14 protein-coding genes are annotated in these 17,349 nt (G+C 38.4%); 8 read left to right on the top strand and 6 right to left on the bottom strand.

Features of this window, described 5'->3' with window-relative positions:
* Positions 1 to 53: 53 nt before the first annotated feature.
* Positions 54 to 1,313, top strand: a complete 1,260-nt coding sequence (uraA, locus tag NSQ77_RS02060; RefSeq protein ID WP_339228561.1) for a uracil permease — start codon at positions 54 to 56, stop codon at positions 1,311 to 1,313.
* A gap of 110 nt (positions 1,314 to 1,423) precedes the next feature.
* Here uraA and NSQ77_RS02055 read toward each other — a convergent pair whose 3' ends face one another.
* Together NSQ77_RS02055 and NSQ77_RS02050 are read right to left on the bottom strand one after the other, a co-directional pair.
* A complete protein-coding gene (locus NSQ77_RS02055; protein ID WP_339228560.1) occupies positions 1,424 to 1,630 on the bottom strand; it encodes a YjzC family protein in 207 nt (68 codons plus the stop codon).
* A gap of 113 nt (positions 1,631 to 1,743) precedes the next feature.
* Entirely contained in the window at positions 1,744 to 3,306 is a 1,563-nt protein-coding gene (locus NSQ77_RS02050) for a peptide chain release factor 3 (protein WP_339228559.1), read from the bottom strand.
* Positions 3,307 to 3,732: 426 nt separating this feature from the next.
* Here NSQ77_RS02050 and helD point away from each other — a divergent pair, with 426 nt between their 5' ends.
* The 3 genes from helD (at position 3,733) to ptsG (ending at position 9,399) form a co-directional block, all read left to right on the top strand.
* On the top strand, positions 3,733 to 6,039 hold the full coding sequence (helD, locus tag NSQ77_RS02045) for an RNA polymerase recycling motor HelD (RefSeq protein WP_339228558.1): 2,307 nt from the start codon (positions 3,733 to 3,735) through the stop codon (positions 6,037 to 6,039).
* Between the two features lie 335 nt (positions 6,040 to 6,374).
* Positions 6,375 to 7,217: a PRD domain-containing protein gene (locus tag NSQ77_RS02040; protein ID WP_339228557.1), complete on the top strand. Its 843-nt coding sequence runs from the start codon at positions 6,375 to 6,377 to the stop codon at positions 7,215 to 7,217.
* Positions 7,218 to 7,386: 169 nt separating this feature from the next.
* Positions 7,387 to 9,399, top strand: a complete 2,013-nt coding sequence (gene ptsG / locus NSQ77_RS02035) for a glucose-specific PTS transporter subunit IIBC (protein ID WP_339228556.1) — start codon at positions 7,387 to 7,389, stop codon at positions 9,397 to 9,399.
* A 63-nt stretch (positions 9,400 to 9,462) separates the two neighbouring features.
* On the opposite strand, the gene NSQ77_RS02030 is transcribed toward ptsG, so the two are convergent.
* A complete protein-coding gene (locus NSQ77_RS02030; protein WP_339228555.1) occupies positions 9,463 to 10,848 on the bottom strand; it encodes an aspartate ammonia-lyase in 1,386 nt (461 codons plus the stop codon).
* Positions 10,849 to 11,136: 288 nt separating this feature from the next.
* On the opposite strand from NSQ77_RS02030, the gene NSQ77_RS02025 reads away from it, so the two are divergent.
* Positions 11,137 to 12,180 (top strand): hypothetical protein, encoded by a 1,044-nt coding sequence (locus NSQ77_RS02025; RefSeq protein ID WP_339228554.1) that lies wholly within the window; start codon positions 11,137 to 11,139, stop codon positions 12,178 to 12,180.
* A gap of 71 nt (positions 12,181 to 12,251) precedes the next feature.
* Here NSQ77_RS02025 and NSQ77_RS02020 read toward each other — a convergent pair whose 3' ends face one another.
* Positions 12,252 to 12,698, bottom strand: coding sequence for a MarR family winged helix-turn-helix transcriptional regulator (locus NSQ77_RS02020; protein ID WP_339228553.1), 447 nt, complete (start codon positions 12,696 to 12,698; stop codon positions 12,252 to 12,254).
* 178 nt (positions 12,699 to 12,876) lie between these two features.
* On the opposite strand from NSQ77_RS02020, the gene NSQ77_RS02015 reads away from it, so the two are divergent.
* Both NSQ77_RS02015 and NSQ77_RS02010 read left to right on the top strand, forming a co-directional pair.
* The gene (locus tag NSQ77_RS02015) at positions 12,877 to 13,293 is read left to right on the top strand and encodes a lipocalin-like domain-containing protein (protein WP_339228552.1); all 417 of its coding nucleotides are present in this window, start codon (positions 12,877 to 12,879) and stop codon (positions 13,291 to 13,293) included.
* A 100-nt stretch (positions 13,294 to 13,393) separates the two neighbouring features.
* Positions 13,394 to 13,840, top strand: coding sequence for a MaoC family dehydratase (locus NSQ77_RS02010; RefSeq protein WP_339228551.1), 447 nt, complete (start codon positions 13,394 to 13,396; stop codon positions 13,838 to 13,840).
* 64 nt (positions 13,841 to 13,904) lie between these two features.
* On the opposite strand, the gene NSQ77_RS02005 is transcribed toward NSQ77_RS02010, so the two are convergent.
* Positions 13,905 to 15,041, bottom strand: a complete 1,137-nt coding sequence (locus NSQ77_RS02005) for an acyl-CoA dehydrogenase family protein (protein WP_339228550.1) — start codon at positions 15,039 to 15,041, stop codon at positions 13,905 to 13,907.
* A 221-nt stretch (positions 15,042 to 15,262) separates the two neighbouring features.
* Here NSQ77_RS02005 and NSQ77_RS02000 point away from each other — a divergent pair, with 221 nt between their 5' ends.
* Complete coding sequence (locus NSQ77_RS02000) at positions 15,263 to 16,480, top strand: EAL-associated domain-containing protein (protein ID WP_339228549.1); 1,218 nt, start codon at positions 15,263 to 15,265, stop codon at positions 16,478 to 16,480.
* Between the two features lie 230 nt (positions 16,481 to 16,710).
* Here NSQ77_RS02000 and NSQ77_RS01995 read toward each other — a convergent pair whose 3' ends face one another.
* Positions 16,711 to 17,121, bottom strand: coding sequence for a CHRD domain-containing protein (locus NSQ77_RS01995; protein ID WP_339228548.1), 411 nt, complete (start codon positions 17,119 to 17,121; stop codon positions 16,711 to 16,713).
* Positions 17,122 to 17,349 lie beyond the last annotated feature (228 nt).

The following is a 17,349-nucleotide window of genomic DNA, read 5'->3' as shown; positions in this document are numbered from 1 at the left end:
TGTTTTTTATGTTAGACACCTTGTATTTCGAAGGCGAACAAGGAGAGAAAGAAATGAAACAACGAGAAATACAAGTTAATGAGCGGCTGCCGTTATTACAAAGTCTGCCACTTAGCTTTCAGCACTTATTTGCAATGTTCGGATCAACCGTATTAGTTCCTATTTTATTCGGAGTCGACCCAGCAACAATCCTGCTCATGAATGGGATTGGAACATTACTATATATCTTCATTACAAAAGGTAAAATCCCGGCTTATTTAGGTTCAAGCTTTGCCTTTATTTCGCCGGTAACAGCTGTATTAACTGTTGGGGGAGGCTATGGTGCAGCGTTAGGAGGATTCTTTGTAGTAGGCTTAGTCCTTGTTCTAGTAGGTATTATAGTGAAATATGTAGGGACTTCTTGGATTGATGTAATCTTCCCTCCAGCCGCAATGGGGGCGATCGTTGCTGTAATTGGATTGGAGCTCGTACCAGTTGCGGCAGATATGGCTGGTCTTATGCCTGCAGAAGGTGCAACAGATACTACGGTTACCGTAACGGTTTCGCTGCTGACACTAGGAGCGACTATTATATATTGGGTGACAATGCGTGGATTTTTAAAAATTATTCCGATTTTACTTGGAATCATTACTGGTTATATTATTGCGACGCTTTTCGGAATTGTTGATTATACAGCTGTAAAGGAAGCGGCTTGGATTCAAATGCCAACGTACTATCAAATTGAGTTTAATTGGTCTGATATCTTAATTATTTTACCAGCAGCACTTGTACTTATACCTGAGCATATCGGTCACTTAGTTGTAACAGGGAATATCGTTAATAAAGATCTAACAAAGGATCCTGGCTTAGATCGCTCTTTATTTGGTAATGGTATTTCGACAATGATTTCTAGTTTGTTTGGTTCAACGCCGAATACAACATATGGGGAAAATATTGGTGTGCTTGCGATCACAAGAGTCTACTCAACTTGGATTATTGGGGGAGCAGCGATTATTGCGGTGATTTTATCATTCTGCGGAAAGCTTGCTGCGCTTATTTCTTCGATTCCAACGCCAGTAATGGGCGGGATTTCCTTGCTTCTTTTCGGCATCATTGCGGTAAGTGGACTTCGAATGTTAGTTGAACAGCAGGTTGATTATAATAACTCGCAAAACTTAATTCTTACCTGTGTTGTGTTAGCAATTGGAATTAGTGGTGCGTCAATTACAATTGGAAAAGTCGCACTAACAGGTATGGGGCTTGCAACAGTAGTAGCGATTGTGGTCAGCTTATTGTTTAAATTGTTCAATACACTTAAATTGTCAAATGAATAAATCTCATGCAAAAGCTCTGCAGTAGAGGATGGACTGCAGAGCTTTTGTTTTACATAGGCATTCACTCTGCGGGGCATGGTGAATGCTTAAAAGTGGAAGGACGTATGGATTTACTGGACCCCTGGTTTTCCGGGCCTTGTCAGATAACGTTTATTTGTCCATACACGATTATGATTTGTGTTTTCTGGAAATGTATCCCCAGCACTTAATTCAACCTTTTGGGGGTCATTGACATTCCCTCCAGTTTCACCAATCTCAATATAGACACCATTGTTCGGTGCTTTTTGCCCGGCACGAAACTGTCTGCTTTCACCCATTTTACATACTCACCCCTTAATATTTATTTTTCTTATTATGGACTCATCCGTATAATTCATAAGTGGGAATATAAGGGTAGAAAAAGTGTGCATCCAGGAGGATGTACACTTTTTTAACTTAATAAATCAATCAATTCGATTTTGGGATTCTTATCTTTAAACCAATTTAATGAGAATTCATTTCGGAATAAAACAAGTGGCTTGCCGTAACGATCTTTAACAAGTAAATTTCCACTATCAAATAATGATTCATCAACTTGGTCTTCTTTTAACCAGCGGGGAATTCGTTCTCCGATTGATTCAAATAGAACCTCTGCATTATATTCGTTTTGCATGCGATATTTAAACACATCATATTGCAGTTCTCCTACAGCTCCTAAAATAAAGGAATCAGTAAGGCGGTCACGGAATAATTGAATCGCTCCTTCTTGTACGAGCTGTTCAATTCCTTTTCTGAATTGCTTCGATTTCATAACGTTTTTTGCAGCTACTTTTTTAAATAACTCTGGCGGGAATACAGGTAGTTCATCGTATTCGAATGTTTCCTTGCCACCAATTAATGTGTCACCGATTTGATAAGCGTTTGGATCATAAATGCCAATAATATCTCCTGCATATGCTTCATCAACTGTTTCTCTGGACGAAGCAACCATTTGCTGGGATTGGGAAAGCTTAAATATTTTACCCGTTCGTGATAATTTGACGCTCATTCCGCGTTCGAATTTTCCGGAACAAACTCTTAGGAATGCAATTCGATCACGGTGAGCAGGATTCATATTGGCTTGGATTTTAAAAATAAATCCAGAAAAATCTTCGTGCTCCGGTTCGACAATCCCTTCTGTTGTTTTCCTTGGTGTTGGCGTTGGAGCCATTGTGATAAAGGTATCGAAAAAAAGCTCGACACCAAATGGTGCAAGGGCACTGCCGAAAAAGACTGGTGTTTGCTCGCCATTATTAATGGCATTAAATGAAAATTGATCACCTGCTTCAGCGACTAATTCCAGCTCGTCCTTGGCTGCTAAGTAGGTTTGATCTGTTGTGAGCTTTTCATGCTCGGCATTATCTAATTCTGCATAAGGAATATAGGTTTCTGCTTCGTTGGCATGATGCTGTACAAACTGTTTGCCATAGCGGTCGAATATGCCGAGGAATTGCTTGCCTGATCCAACTGGCCAGTTCATCGGATATGTTTCAATATCAAGTACTTGCTCAATTTCCTCTAATAGCTCAAGTGGTTCTTTGCCTTCACGGTCCAATTTATTGATAAACGTATATATCGGAATACCTCTCATACGGCAAACTTTAAATAGCTTGATTGTTTGAGGCTCGATTCCTTTTGTAGAATCGATAATCATCACAACACTATCAACAGCTGTTAATGTACGGTACGTATCCTCACTAAAATCCTCGTGTCCTGGAGTATCGAGGATATTGACGTGGTAGCCTTCATAAGAAAAGTTCATTACACTGGAGGTTACGGATATCCCACGTTGTTTTTCGATTTCCATCCAGTCTGATGTAGCAAATTTTCCAGATTTTTTCCCTTTCACAGTACCTGCTGAACGGATAAGATTTCCGTATAAGAGCAGCTTTTCTGTCATCGTTGTTTTTCCGGCATCGGGATGCGAAATAATCGCAAATGTTTTTCGTTTCTTTACTTCTTCATGTATTGCCATTCCAATAATCCCTTCTATTCATAAATGAGTGAACAACCTCTTAAAGATTCTTTAATCATACTATATGAAAGTGGAGTCTGTCACTCATCGGATTTTTTTAATTGATGTTAAGCGCGATTTAGACGAAGGCACAAAGTCACAAAGAATATGCTGACCCTTGCGGGGGGAGAGTAAGAATTACAAGTTTTTTCTTTTATATACACAAAAAAGAAGCTGCAATAATGACGCAGCTTCTAATATGACGAGCTATTCTTACATGGTAATAATAAGTGAACAATATATTGTCACAGATCAATAAACATGCTATACTAAGTAAGTTAACGACAAGGATTTTTATTAAATATAATTATCCAATTTTATTATATCAACATTTTTTGTTGTTGTCAATTAAAAAGGTGAAATTAATTATAGAGAGGATTGGATGCTATGAGTCATGAAACTGATAATCGCCAATATGAACAGCGTCGGGTTGAAATGGTAATCGAAGAAATCGACCATAAAGAAGAAAAGCTCTATGTGCAATCTGCTGGATTAAAGCAAGATGTTGTTGAGCTGCGTCAAACATTCTGGGATGATGTTACGGTTAACCTAGAGGAGCTTGACGATGTTATTGAGACCCAGGAAAGTATTAAGCAGCAAGCTGCGTTGTTATCCCAAAAGGAACGATTCCATGGAAAAATAAATGAAGAGATAAAAACATTACAACGACTCAGGAATGCTCCTTATTTTGGACGAATTGATTTTATTGAAGAGCCAGGAATAGAGAAAGAGTCGCTTTATATCGGGATAGCCTCATTGATGGATCGGGGAGATGAGGATTTTCTGATTTATGATTGGCGTGCACCAATCTCGAGTCTGTATTACGATTTTTCTCCGGGACCAGCTTATTATCAAACATTGGATAGCACGATACATGGTGAAATGACTTTAAAGCGACAATTTATTATGAAGCAAGGCACCATTGAAGGGATGTTTGATACAGGGGTTACAATAGGCGATGAGCTCCTGCAGAAAGCGTTAGGGAATAATGCGAGTACAACGATGAAAAATATTGTCGCCACCATTCAAAAAGAACAAAATAAAATTATTCGAAATGAGCGGAGCAAGCTATTAATCGTGCAAGGTGTGGCAGGGAGTGGCAAAACGTCTGCAGCCCTTCAGCGCATCGCATATTTAATGTATCGATATCGTGAAGAGTTACATGCAGATAATATCGTATTATTTTCTCCGAACCCGTTATTCAGCAGTTATATTTCCAATGTGCTTCCAGAGTTAGGTGAAACAAATGTCAGACAAATGACGTTTTTAGATTACTTAAGAAAAGGCATTAACGAATCCATTGCAATTGAATCACCTTTTGAGCAGATGGAATATGTGCTGACACAAATGGATAGTGAAGGTTATTCCATACGTATGAAGAGCATGGAATATTTATCGACAATCGATTTTATGCAGTTAATAGATGCGTTTACTACTGAGCTGCAGCAAGGCGGGATGGAGTTCAAACCGATTAAATTCCGTGGTGACACACTTATCACGAAAGAAGAATTGGAGGAATATTTTTACAGCTTGGATAAACAGGTAACAATCCCAAATAAGATGGAAATGGTAGCGAAATGGCTGCATCAAGAATTACTAAAACGTGAGCGGAAAGAAATGCAAGCTGATTGGGTAATGGAGCAAATCGAATTGTTAGATAAAGAGGATTATATGAGGGCATACCATCAAGCGGAAGAGAAGTTCCAGTCAAGCACTGTACAGGATGAGGAAAGACTATTGCGAAAATATATGGTAAAGCGGTTTTTCCGGCCGCTCAAAAAGCGCATTAAACAGCTGGAATTCGTCAACATTTTAGCTACTTACAGTCGAATGTTCACGGAATGGGAGCCGAAAGCCTATATTGTTGGCTGGAAGGAGATTCGCAGTCAGATTTCTGCGGATTTAGCACAACGATTTTTAACATGGGAAAACGCAACCCCTTATCTCTATTTTAAAGGCAGATTACTCGGTGCGAGTGAGGACCGATCTGTCCGGCAATTAATTATAGATGAGGCTCAAGACTATTCATCCTTTCAATTTGCCTATATTAAGCATCTCTTTCCATATACAAGGATGACACTATTAGGAGATATTAATCAAGCTATTTATACACATGTAACAAAAGATAATCCGCTCATACCAGCTGAACATACAGAGAGTCACGAGCGGATAACATTGACCAAAAGTTATCGTTCGACAAAACAGATTGTTGACTTCACAACTTATTTTGCACCAGGCGATGAACAAATTGAACCGTTTAATCGGGAAGGCGGTAAGCCAGAGCTTATCAAGGTGCAGGTTGACAAGGATTGGGTGACAAGTTTGCTTATGAGTGTGGAGGAACAATTGGAGAACGGCCACGAGACAGTAGCGTTGATTTGTAAGACATTAGAGGAAAGCAAGCGAATTTATCAATTATTACAAGATAAATTATCCGTTCATTTAGTAAATGAGGAAACCTATTCATTTGAGAAAGGCGTGCTTGTTTTGCCGGTTTATTTAGCAAAAGGAATTGAATTTGATGCTGTCATTATACCGGATGCATCAGCAGATAAATATCCTTCAGAATCGGAAAAATCCTTATTCTATACCGCTTGTACAAGGGCAATGCATGCATTGACAATGATTAGTATTCAGGAACCGAATGTATTTATTAAAGGTACTCCAGAAGAATTGTATAATGTGAAGAGCTGATTCCGATTCCATGCTGGTGCCCTGTCATAGATTTTTCTTGTTTAAAGAACTGTGGTGCTCGTATTGTTACTGAGCTTGCTTGTTTATTGGCGGCTGCTCAGCTAACATTACCCCAGTTGTTTGTAATCATGCTAAAGGGGTGATGCTGTATTCCTGGACGTGGTGCTGTTTATCTTGTGCGATCAATCAGCAGATGCTCCAATTCGATTTGGAAGAAATCTCCGTATCTATAGGATAAATAGTGAAACTCCTTTCCTGTTGTGCTATATTAAACAATTGAGGAACGCGGATTCAGTAATATAGATAGAAGCTCTTAGGAAGAGGAGAGAATGGCCTTGGTCTTATATACAGTAAAAAAGGCATTGAATAACAATGTGTTGATTGCAAGTGATGACGAGGGGCAGGAAGTAGTTTTAATTGGTAAAGGTATCGGTTTTAATCGGAAAAAGAATGATACGATTACAGAGGATGCGATTGAAAAGCTTTTTGTGTTAAGAAATGAAAAGGAACAGGCGAATTATATTAAACTTTTGCCTCAAGTAGATGAAGCGGTATTAAAGACGATTATTGAATCGATTAATATTATACAGGCTAGATCAAATACACCCTTACACGAAAAGGTGCATGTTGCATTTACAGACCATATCGCATTTGCAATTACCCGCCTGCTAAAAGGAGTGGCAATTAAAAACCCATTTTTAAAGGAAACAAAAGCGCTTTATCCTGCAGAATATGAAATTGCCGCTGATGTTGTTGATTATATTAATCAATCGCTGCAGCTTGAACTGCCAGAAGGGGAAATTGGTTTTATTGCATTACATATTCATAGTGCAATTACAGATAAAGCAATTGCTGATTTAAATAAATATTCTCAGCTTGTGACGAAACTGATTAATGTGATTGAAGACCAATTAGAAATACAGATTGATAGAGAAAGCATTCATTACCTTCGTTTAGTAAGGCATTTGCGTTATACAATTGAACGAATAATTAACAGAGAGTTTATTGATGAACCAGAAAAGATTGCAAACCTCTTGAAAACGGAGTATCCTGTGTGCTATAATCTTTCATGGAAGCTAATTAAAATTATGCAACAAACACTAAATACTTCTGTGTACGATGGAGAAGTTGTTTACTTAACGATGCATCTCCAGCGGTTAAACAATAAAATAGACTAGTACAATCTTACGTGTTACTGATTCGATCAGGCATGAGTTGAGATAATCACATGAATAAATGACAAGGGTTACAAGTTCCTTGCCATTCGTTTATCGTGTTTCTCTGCTCATGTCTTTTTTGTTCTTTAAAAGTGTTTGTTGGATAGTAAAAAAATGGAGGAAGATGTCAATGTTTAAAAAGGCTTTTGGTGTATTGCAAAAAGTCGGTAAAGCGTTAATGCTGCCGGTAGCATTGCTGCCAGCTGCAGGTCTTTTGCTTGGGATAGGAAATGCTATCCAGCAGGAAACGATGCTTAACTATCTTCCATTTCTAAATGCGGATTGGATTCAATTAGTCGCTTTAGTAATGGAAGATGCAGGGAATATTATATTTGCGAACCTCGCACTTATTTTTGCGGTTGGAGTTGCCATTGGACTAGCTGGTGATGGAGCGGCTGCTCTTGCGGCGCTTGTTGGATACCTTGTGTTGAATCAAGTAATGGGATCATGGTTGACGGTTACACCGGAAATGATTGAAAGCGATCCAGGTTTTGCGGCAGTGCTAGGTATACCAACGCTGCAAACAGGAGTATTTGGAGGTATTGTAGTCGGGCTAATCGCGGCATTTTGTTATAATCGCTATCATGATATTGAAATGCCTTCATTCCTTGGATTCTTTGCAGGGAAACGATTTGTACCAATTATGACAGCGGCAGTATCTTTTGTTGCAGGTCTAGTGCTTTTATTCATTTGGCCGCCTGTACAAGAGGCAATGAACGCCGCATCTTACTGGTTAATTGAAGAAGGCACCTATTTAGCGGTATTTTTCTTTGGATTTATTAAACGTTTATTAATTCCATTTGGATTGCACCATATTTTCCATGCACCATTCTGGTATGAGTTTGGCGCATATACAACAGCGGCAGGAGAAATTGTCCGTGGTGACATGACGATTTTCTTTGCGCAGTTAAGAGATGGCGTGGAAATCACTGCAGGTAATTTCATGGCTGGAGAATTCCCGATTATGATGTTCGGACTGCCGGCAGCTGCACTTGCTATGTATCATGCTGCAAGGCCAGAGCGCAAAAAGTTAGTCGCAGGGCTCCTTGCATCTGGTGCATTAACATCATTCTTAACTGGTATTACCGAACCACTTGAATTTTCATTTATGTTTGTATCACCACTGTTATTCGTGCTGCATGCATTTTTGGACGGTTTATCATTTGTGCTCATGACATTTTTAGGTGTTAATATTGGTTATACGTTCTCAGGTGGGGCCATTGATTTTGCGTTATTCGGTATTTTACCTGGACAAGAGCCATGGTGGCTTGCGATATTAGCTGGTCTTGTGTTTGCGGTTATTTATTACGTCTTATTCCGTTTCTTCATTAAAAAATTCAACCTAATGACTCCAGGTCGTGAAAAGGTTGAGGAGCAGGACGAAAGTGAAGCAGCAGATGCTGGTGAACTTGCTTATAATGTATTGGAAGCGATGGGCGGACAAGACAACATTACGCATTTAGATGCATGTATTACGCGTTTGCGTGTCTCTGTAGGCAGTGTAGCGAATGTTGATAAAGGTAAACTGAAAAAGTTAGGAGCTGCTGGTGTACTTGAAGTAGGTGATAATATTCAAGCAATATTTGGACCACGATCTGATATCATTAAAAGTCAAATGCAGGATATTATATCAGGAAAAACACCACGTCCTGTAAAAGTCGAAGAAAATAAAGCTAGTGAGGCAGCTGTAAATACTGGCTTCGATGAAACAATTGTCTCACCAATGAAAGGTGAAATCATTTCTATCACAGAAGTACCGGATGAAGTCTTTTCCGGAAAAATGATGGGGGATGGTTTTGCGATTGTTCCGGAAGACGGAGTTGTTGTTTCACCAGTAAACGGAAAAATCATGACTGTATTCCCAACGAAGCATGCAATCGGGATTTTATCCGATGGTGGAAAAGAAATTTTGGTGCATGTTGGTCTTGATACGGTGAACCTGCATGGTGAAGGATTTGAAACATTAGTTGGCGAAGGGGATATTGTTGAAACTGGACAAGCCTTATTAAAAGCTGATCTTGAAGTTATTGGCATAAAGGCAAAATCTATTGTGACCCCGGTTGTATTTACAAGTGTTCCAGAAGGGCAAGCAATAAAGCTTCCGGAAAACGGACATGTAAATGCTGGAGATACGATTGCTTAATTTAAAATAGAAAAAGAGCAACCCCTAACAAGGCTTAAAAGCAGTTAGGGGTTTTGCTTTTGATTACATCATTCTATTAGGATCTAACGCTTTTTCAATTTCAGGCGTAAATAGTCCTTGCTGCTCAAGTACTTCTCGAATGGTTATATTTTTATCGTCTGCTTCCTTACCAATTTGTGCAGCGCGGTCGTAGCCCATAATTGGGCTTAGAGCGGTAACTAAAGATAAACTTTTCTTCATCCAATGCTTGCATATTTCTTCATTTGCTTGAATCCCGCTAATACATTTCGCTTTAAGTGTTTCTACAGTATTGGAAAGTAATTCAATGGATTCAAGAAGAGTGTGTGCAATTAGTGGCATCATCACATTAATTTCTAATTGACCAGCGATACCTGCTGTAGAAACAGCTGTCTCATAACCAATGACCTGACAGGAAACCATATGTGTCATTTCCAATATTGCTGGATTTACTTTACCTGGCATAATGGTTGAACCTGGTTGAACGGAAGGTAGTGTAATCTCCGCTAAACCGGTTCTCGGACCAGAAGCCAGTAAGCGCAAATCACTCGTTATTTTAATTAAATGAATGGAAAGTTCCTTTAATGTCATCATCGTTCGGATTGGTGCACCCATATTTTGCATGAATTCGAAGAGATTTGCTGGTTCGCGAAAATCCAAACTCGTCCGTTCTGAAACTTCTTTAATAACTTTAGAGATATAGTCTGGGTGCAAATCAATCTTTGTTCCAATTGCATTTCCGCCTAAACCGAGTTCATATAAACTGTCAGCTGTCTTTTCGATTTGTTTAAAAACAGCATGAATGGTTTCGGCATAGCCAGAGAATTCCTGTCCCATTCGAATCGGGATGGCGTCATGAAGATGTGTCCGCCCAGATTTCATAACAGGCATAAATTCTACTGATTTTCTCTGTAACTCCTGTTGCAGCAGTAAAAGAGAAGGGAGGAGCCGTTGATTTATTTTTTCAATCGCTGCAATATGAAGTGCGGAATGAAAAGTATCATTTGTTGATTGGGACATATTGACATGATCGTTTGGGTGTACACGATGAGATTCGAGTGTTCCATCTAATAGTTCAGATGCTCGGTGAGCAATAATTTCATTTATGTTCATATTTTGCGACGTTCCTGCTCCTGCTTGGTATACATCCACAACGAAGTGATTGTCCCATTTCCCCTGAATTACTTCTTCCGCTGCTTCTATAATGGCTTCTCCAATTGATTTGGTCAGCATTCCTAGTTCCATATTTGTTTTTGCTGCAGAAGCTTTTATAATTCCTTGGGCGCGGATAAAAGATCTGGGAAGCCGTATTCCACTAATTTGAAAATTTTCCTTTGCACGCTGTGTCTGTGCCCCGTAATATGCTGTGAAAGGTACCTTAACCTCGCCAATACTATCTCTTTCCATACGATATTGCTCGAAAGCTGCCATTTTCGGGTCTCCTTTTTGTATGGTTGTTTCCTAGTAGTATTTCCGTTTTTGCATGAGAAACTCTTTATTTTTCGTTTGAGCCTATAGGAATTTCACTAACGGTCCTTTCATTTGTTGGAACACCCTGGGAAAGGCAATAAGGAGAAATAATTTCACTAAACACATATTATGATTGCCAACACAGCCGTTTAACCGCTGGTTAGTATAGTGTCAAGAAATCTCATAGCAATTTGACATGCTCGTCTATTATCAGAATTCCTATCATATACATAAAACGGGGGTGATGCGTTGGCAAATCAGGTTTTTTCGATTTTGTTAGTAGCTGCAACATATATTGGAACAGTTGTTGGAGCGGGATTTGCAACGGGAAAGGAAATTGTTGCGTTTTTTAGTGTGCACGGTACATTTGGAGCTATAGGTATCGTTATAACGGGTTTTTTATTTATTATAATCGGGACAAAAATTATGATTATATCCGCACGAATAGGGGCATATTCGTATCAAGAATTAAATATATATTTGTTTGGGGAAAAAGGTGGCAAAGTCGTTAACTTATTTATGTTTATTGTCGTCATTTGTGTCACTTCTGTTATGCTTTCAGGGGCTGGAGCTGTTTTCCGCGAGCAGCTTGGGCTTTCTTTTCAATTGGGAATAATGGTAACAATAATACTTTGTTATCTCGTTGTGTTAAAAGGCATGAAAGGTATTCTTGCAATTAATTCCTATATTGTTCCAATAATGATTTTATTTAGTTTGTTTGTATTTGTATCCATATTCAGTGGAAGAACAGATGGTTTAATTGGACAAGTGATGGCAAGCATTCAAACACAGAGCTGGGAATGGATTATATCACCTTTTACCTATTCTTCGTTTAATTTAATGACAGCACTCGTTGTACTTGTGCCGTTAGGAAATGAAATTCGCGATGAGCGAATTTTAAAATGGGGCGGTTTTATTGGCGGGCTTGGTCTATTTTTTATATTAATCATGAGTCATTTTTCTTTATCCGCTTTTCCTGCGACATTTAATTATGATATCCCGATGGCAGAGATCGTTAAATTATTTGGCAGTATGATCCATGTCTTTTTTCTGATCGTAATTTTTGGAGAGATTTTTAATACCGTTGCTGGGAATGTTTTTGGAATCACAAGACAATTAAAAGCGGCATTGGGCCTGCGATATCAGTATGCAGTATTAATTATACTGTTTGTTATTTTTATTATTAGTCAGGCAGGCTATGGAAAATTACTGACTGTTCTCTATCCATTATTTGGCTATTTAGGACTGTTTATGCTTTTTTTATTGATATTCAAGCGCATGCCAGAGAAGTGATTTTCGGAGTGAATGCAAAAGCAGGGTTAACCACTCAGGTTAGTCCCTGCTTAATGCTGGCATAATCTAATTTAACCAATAGATTGCTGTAATTTTTGGAGCTTCTCTAATAGATCTTGATATGTTTCCTTACCTAAATCATGTTCTACATTGTTTTGCAATTTTAACCAAATTGGAGTTGCTTCTTCTATTTTGCTAAGACCTACTTCAGTTATTGAAACCGACTTTGTTCTTGAATCATTTATCATTCTTGTGATATTTACATAGCCATCATTTTTGAGGAGGTTTACATTACGAGTAACAGTAGATTGGTCAAGCAGCATGATATCTCCTAACTTGCTAATGGAAATTTTACGATAGCGCGCGATATTAACTAGCATATAGTATTGCGTGGATTTTAAGCCGATCTCTGCCATTTCCCTTTCGTAAACCTGTGTTACAATTCGCGCTGCTTTTCGAATGTTGGCACAAGCACATGACTGAATAATAAAATCCAGTTCACTGTCCAGATTTTGCATAAAGTAGATCCCCTTCCATACTGATTAATTGATTGAAAATTAATTCTTGACAGATAATATAATTATTAATACCATTATATATGTATATACATCAATTTAAAAGAGGATATCAGTTTTTTATTTTCGCTTAATATATGTATATACATATATTAAATTTTAAAAAAGGAGACTGTTTATGATGTTAAAGGAACAAATAATAGGGGTATGGTCACTTGTTTCTTACCAATCTCAAGATAGTGCAGGGTATATTGAGTATCCTTTGGGTGAAAATGCAACTGGGTTTCTCATGTATCATCCAGAAGGATATATGTCTGCACAACTAATGCGACAAGGGCGTCCGGCTTATGCATCTGGTGATTCACATAAAGGAACAAAGGAAGAAATGGCTGAAGCTGCGTATGGTTACATGGCATATGCAGGGAAATACGAAGTGAATGAGGACAGGAATACATTAATCCATCATATGGAAGTGAGTATGAATCCTACTTGGCTTGGACAACAGCAACCACGAATTGTTTCAATTGAAGCGGGTATTCTTAGAATTCGCAACGGCTTGAATCCAAATCAAAAGCTCATTTGGAAGCGTGTACAGTAGAGTTTTATTCTGGATATCGCTCTGAACACCTTTTAAGAATCCGTAAGTAAAAGTTAAGACTAAATATAATGATAATAGGCCCTTAAAGGAGGTACTTATATTGGCTAATCAAATTCTTTATCTCGAAGATTTAAAAGTAGGAGACGTGTTTATCAGTGAAACATATGAATTAAATGCAAATAAAATAAAAGCATTCGCGCGGGAGTTTGACCCACAGGATTTTCATAGTGATGAAAATCTAGCAGAGCATACCTTTTTTAAAGGGTTAGCTGCGAGCGGCTGGCATACTGCAGCGGTTACGATGCGACTATTGACAGAAAGTTTACCGTTTGCACATGGTGTGATTGGAGCTGGAGGAGAAATTAAATGGCCTCGTCCTACTCGCCCAAATGATGTATTATACGTAAAGAGCACTATAAAAGAGATCAAACCTTCTAAATCAAAACCGAATCAAGCTCTTTTGTTCGTAGAAAGTAAAACATTCAATCAGCATAATGAGGTTTGTCAGCAATTAGTTGCAAAGCTCTTAAGCTTTCAAAAGAATTGAAGGGAAAGTGCACGTAATTACTATGATTAGGTGCACTTTTATTTTCTTAAAGTGAGTAAAACCGTTATCTTCCACTCAACTGCATAATCGTCATATCATCCATCGGTGGGTTATGGAGTCCTGCGCGCACATCACGGTAATAGCGCTGTAATGGGCTTTGCTTTGATAAGCTGCGCGCTCCAACAATGCGCATTGCCAAATCGACAATATGGATAGCTTTATTGACGACGGATATTTTAACTGCACCAAGCTCAGATCCCATCTTTTGGCGAATCGTATCATCACTTTCATCCCATTTTCTTGCAACAGAATAAAGGAAATGCTTCGATTCTAATATTGCAAGCTCCATTTCGCCTAACTTTTGCTTAACATTCGGTAAGTCAGAGATGGTCCCTTGAATGCTGTTGGGTGAGTAGGTTGTTGCAAACTCATTTGCATGAGCTTGTGCGGCCCGTGCTATTCCAAGATAGCATGCAGGAATATGTAATAGCCATCCAGCGGGCTTTTTTCGACCTGATTTGATTCGTTCCACAAGGTCATCAGCATCTACATGAACGTTTTCTAATACTAAATCATGGCTTCCACTTCCGCGCATCGCGATTGAATCCCATGTTTCATCAACACGCACACCTTGTTTATCACGTTTTATCAGGAAATTCCCAATTTGATCTTCACCATCAATGGAAGCACTGACGATAAAATAATCGAGAATGGGTGAGAGTGTTGTGAAGGTTTTTCTTCCATTTACAATCCAGCCACCCGTTGATTTCGTTGCCAAGGTTTCCGGTTTGCCGCCGCGCGTTGGGCTTCCGGTTGCTGGCTCGGAAGCGGCATTATTTAATAATGCGCCATGTTTAACGACATCGTTGGCAACAGATGCGTAGCGCCCTTCAGGCCAACGTTCATTTTCACCGAGATGCTTGACAATGCCCATATGCCAGCCAATTGAAAGTGCTGTTGAGCCATCAGCCTGGGCAATGATTTCTTGATGCTGCAGCATTTCGGTCAGCGTTATTTCCAATCCGCCAAATTGTTTTGGCACTGTTAAAGCAGGATAATCAATTGCTCTTAAGTCTTCAAAATTTTCATAAGGAAATGATCCGTGCTCATCATGCTGCTGAGCGCGGTCTTTAAAGGGTTCAACTGTTTTTTTTAATAGTTTCATTCGTTCTGCTGCAGTATTTAATGTGGTAAGTTTCATGGTAAACCTCCTGTACAATGAAATTTGTCCCTAAATCTTATCAAACTTATAGGATTAATATATCTATTATTTCATTCAATTGCAAAAAAGTAAATTGAATTTGCTAGTTAAGAAAAAATCAATTATGGAGTATACTCATAGTATCCCATTGAAGTTCAATAGCAAAATCAGCATTAAAACGAGAAGCTGGAATCAGCAGGTGTCAAACGGAGGTGATTGGATTGGATCCATTAGAGGTGATGTTAAATTTGAAGCAGGTTGTACCGTATTATCAGCCGGTTATCAGTGCGGATACGCAATTAATTGCTGGTTATGAAGTACTGCCTTTATTTCAGGAAGAAAGCGGTAATTTAAAGCAATTGGACTGGTTTTTTGATGACAGTTCAATCCCTGAAGATTTTCACCTTGAGCTGAATCATAATATTCAACAAAAGGCATTAAATACCTTTATGGAAAATGATCAGTCAATGAATCTGACATTTTATTATAATGCAAGATTATTAATGAAGGATGGTGGGGAGTCACTGTTAACCCTTTTACAATCCCATGCCGGCAAGGGGATGGATTTGAATAAAATTATTATTGAAATAAAGGAAGCTTCGATTACTGAACAAAGCAATGATTTAAGAAAACTAATCAAATATATGAAAACGTTAGGAATTCGTATCGCAATTGATGTTGAACAACGAAATGCTAGCTTAGAACGTTTAGTTCAGTTAGAGCCAAACATTGTAAAGGCAGATGCTGGTTTTTTAGAAGACAATTTAATGCCGCAGCTTTATGGTGATGTTCATCATTCGCTATCCATGCTTTCCCGCAAAATCGGAGCGGCACTTTTATTTAAGGGTATCAGTACATACAGTCAATTAAACTATGCTTGGCGCCATGGTGGACATTATTACCAGGGAAGTTATCTAAAGCAGGCACAACCTCATTTTGTTGCAGCGAATTCATCACAAGAGAAGATTAAATCAGACTTTCAGCGCTTTGTATTATTTGAACGAAAAAAAATCAAAGCACAGCTTGAATTAACCAATTGGATTAATGAACAATTTAAAATAATGCTGCCATCGATAAAATCTAATGCGTCCTATGATGATATTATTCTTAAAATTGGCAAGGCCTGTACTAGTTTCGTTTTCCGTGTATATATTTGCAATGCAGATGGAATACAGCTGTCTTCAAATGCAGAGAAAAATATTGCAGGTGAGTGGGAACTGCAATATGAAGGCAAGAATAAAAACTGGAGCTGGCGCCCATATTTTTTTGAAAATGTTATGCGAATGAATGTAGAAAAGAAAGGGCTCCTATCTGACTTGTACACAGATATTGAAAGAGATGAACGAATCAGAACCTATTCATTTCCAATTTCCGAAAAGCTGTACGTATTTTTAGATATTCCATATGCTTATTTATATGAGCAAGAAGGCTTGCTTTGATTAGCTGATGAACGTCTAAGAAAAAACCATAAAGATGCTGAAAAAGACTCCATTTTGATCAGTTTTTGTAAAATGGAGTCTTTTCTTATTGGAATATTGAAATTGCGCGCGTATTATTCTGGAATTCTACGTTAATCACTCCCATCATTTTTTATGTAACATATAACTTCTCAACTGGTAAATTTTCTGTGAAAAATAAAAAGCTGATAAAAATCAGCTTAAGGTAGTATTTAGTTTTGTGTGATTTTACCCCTGATTTCTCCATCCGGATAGGATTTAGTTTGGATACTGACATATGCTTTTCCTGCGTTCATAAGATCAACTAAATCTGATATCGATTTATCTTTAAGTGGTCCGGTTAAATCATCCGCTGTTAGAAACCCTTCTAAAATAGCTTCTTTTTCCCCGGGGCTAGCAACTTTATTGGATAAAAAAGCGATAACGGGTCCATTAATATTTCTGCGTCCGACATGAATATGTGCCTGTGTCATATTTGTTAGATTCGTTGCAGCAAGTCGATAACGAATCTCATTTTTATTTTTGCTCACATGAAACAGTGCTGTACCATCAGCATATGTGTGAACTGGCGGTGACTGTTGTGAGCCTGTTAATTCCGCAATATAGAAATAGTCATTATACATAAAGGTTACCTCCTTATATAGTTTTAAGTACGGTTAATATGAAAAGAAGGCATCCGTCCAGGGAGGCTTGCACTTGAGATATACAAAAAAGCTATTTCTTAAACTACCTTCATGAATGCCGCGCTTTCTAATTTATTTTATTACTTAGATGCAATTTTGCTTGTACGACTATCCTAAAGGAACTTGACTTTGCTGAATTTTGGCGAATACCTATTAACTAGCAGACGT

It is taken from the genome of Oceanobacillus sp. FSL K6-2867 (assembly GCF_037963145.1).
Lineage (GTDB): Bacteria > Bacillota > Bacilli > Bacillales > Amphibacillaceae > Oceanobacillus.
This window is presented reverse-complemented; position numbering and strand designations above follow the sequence as displayed.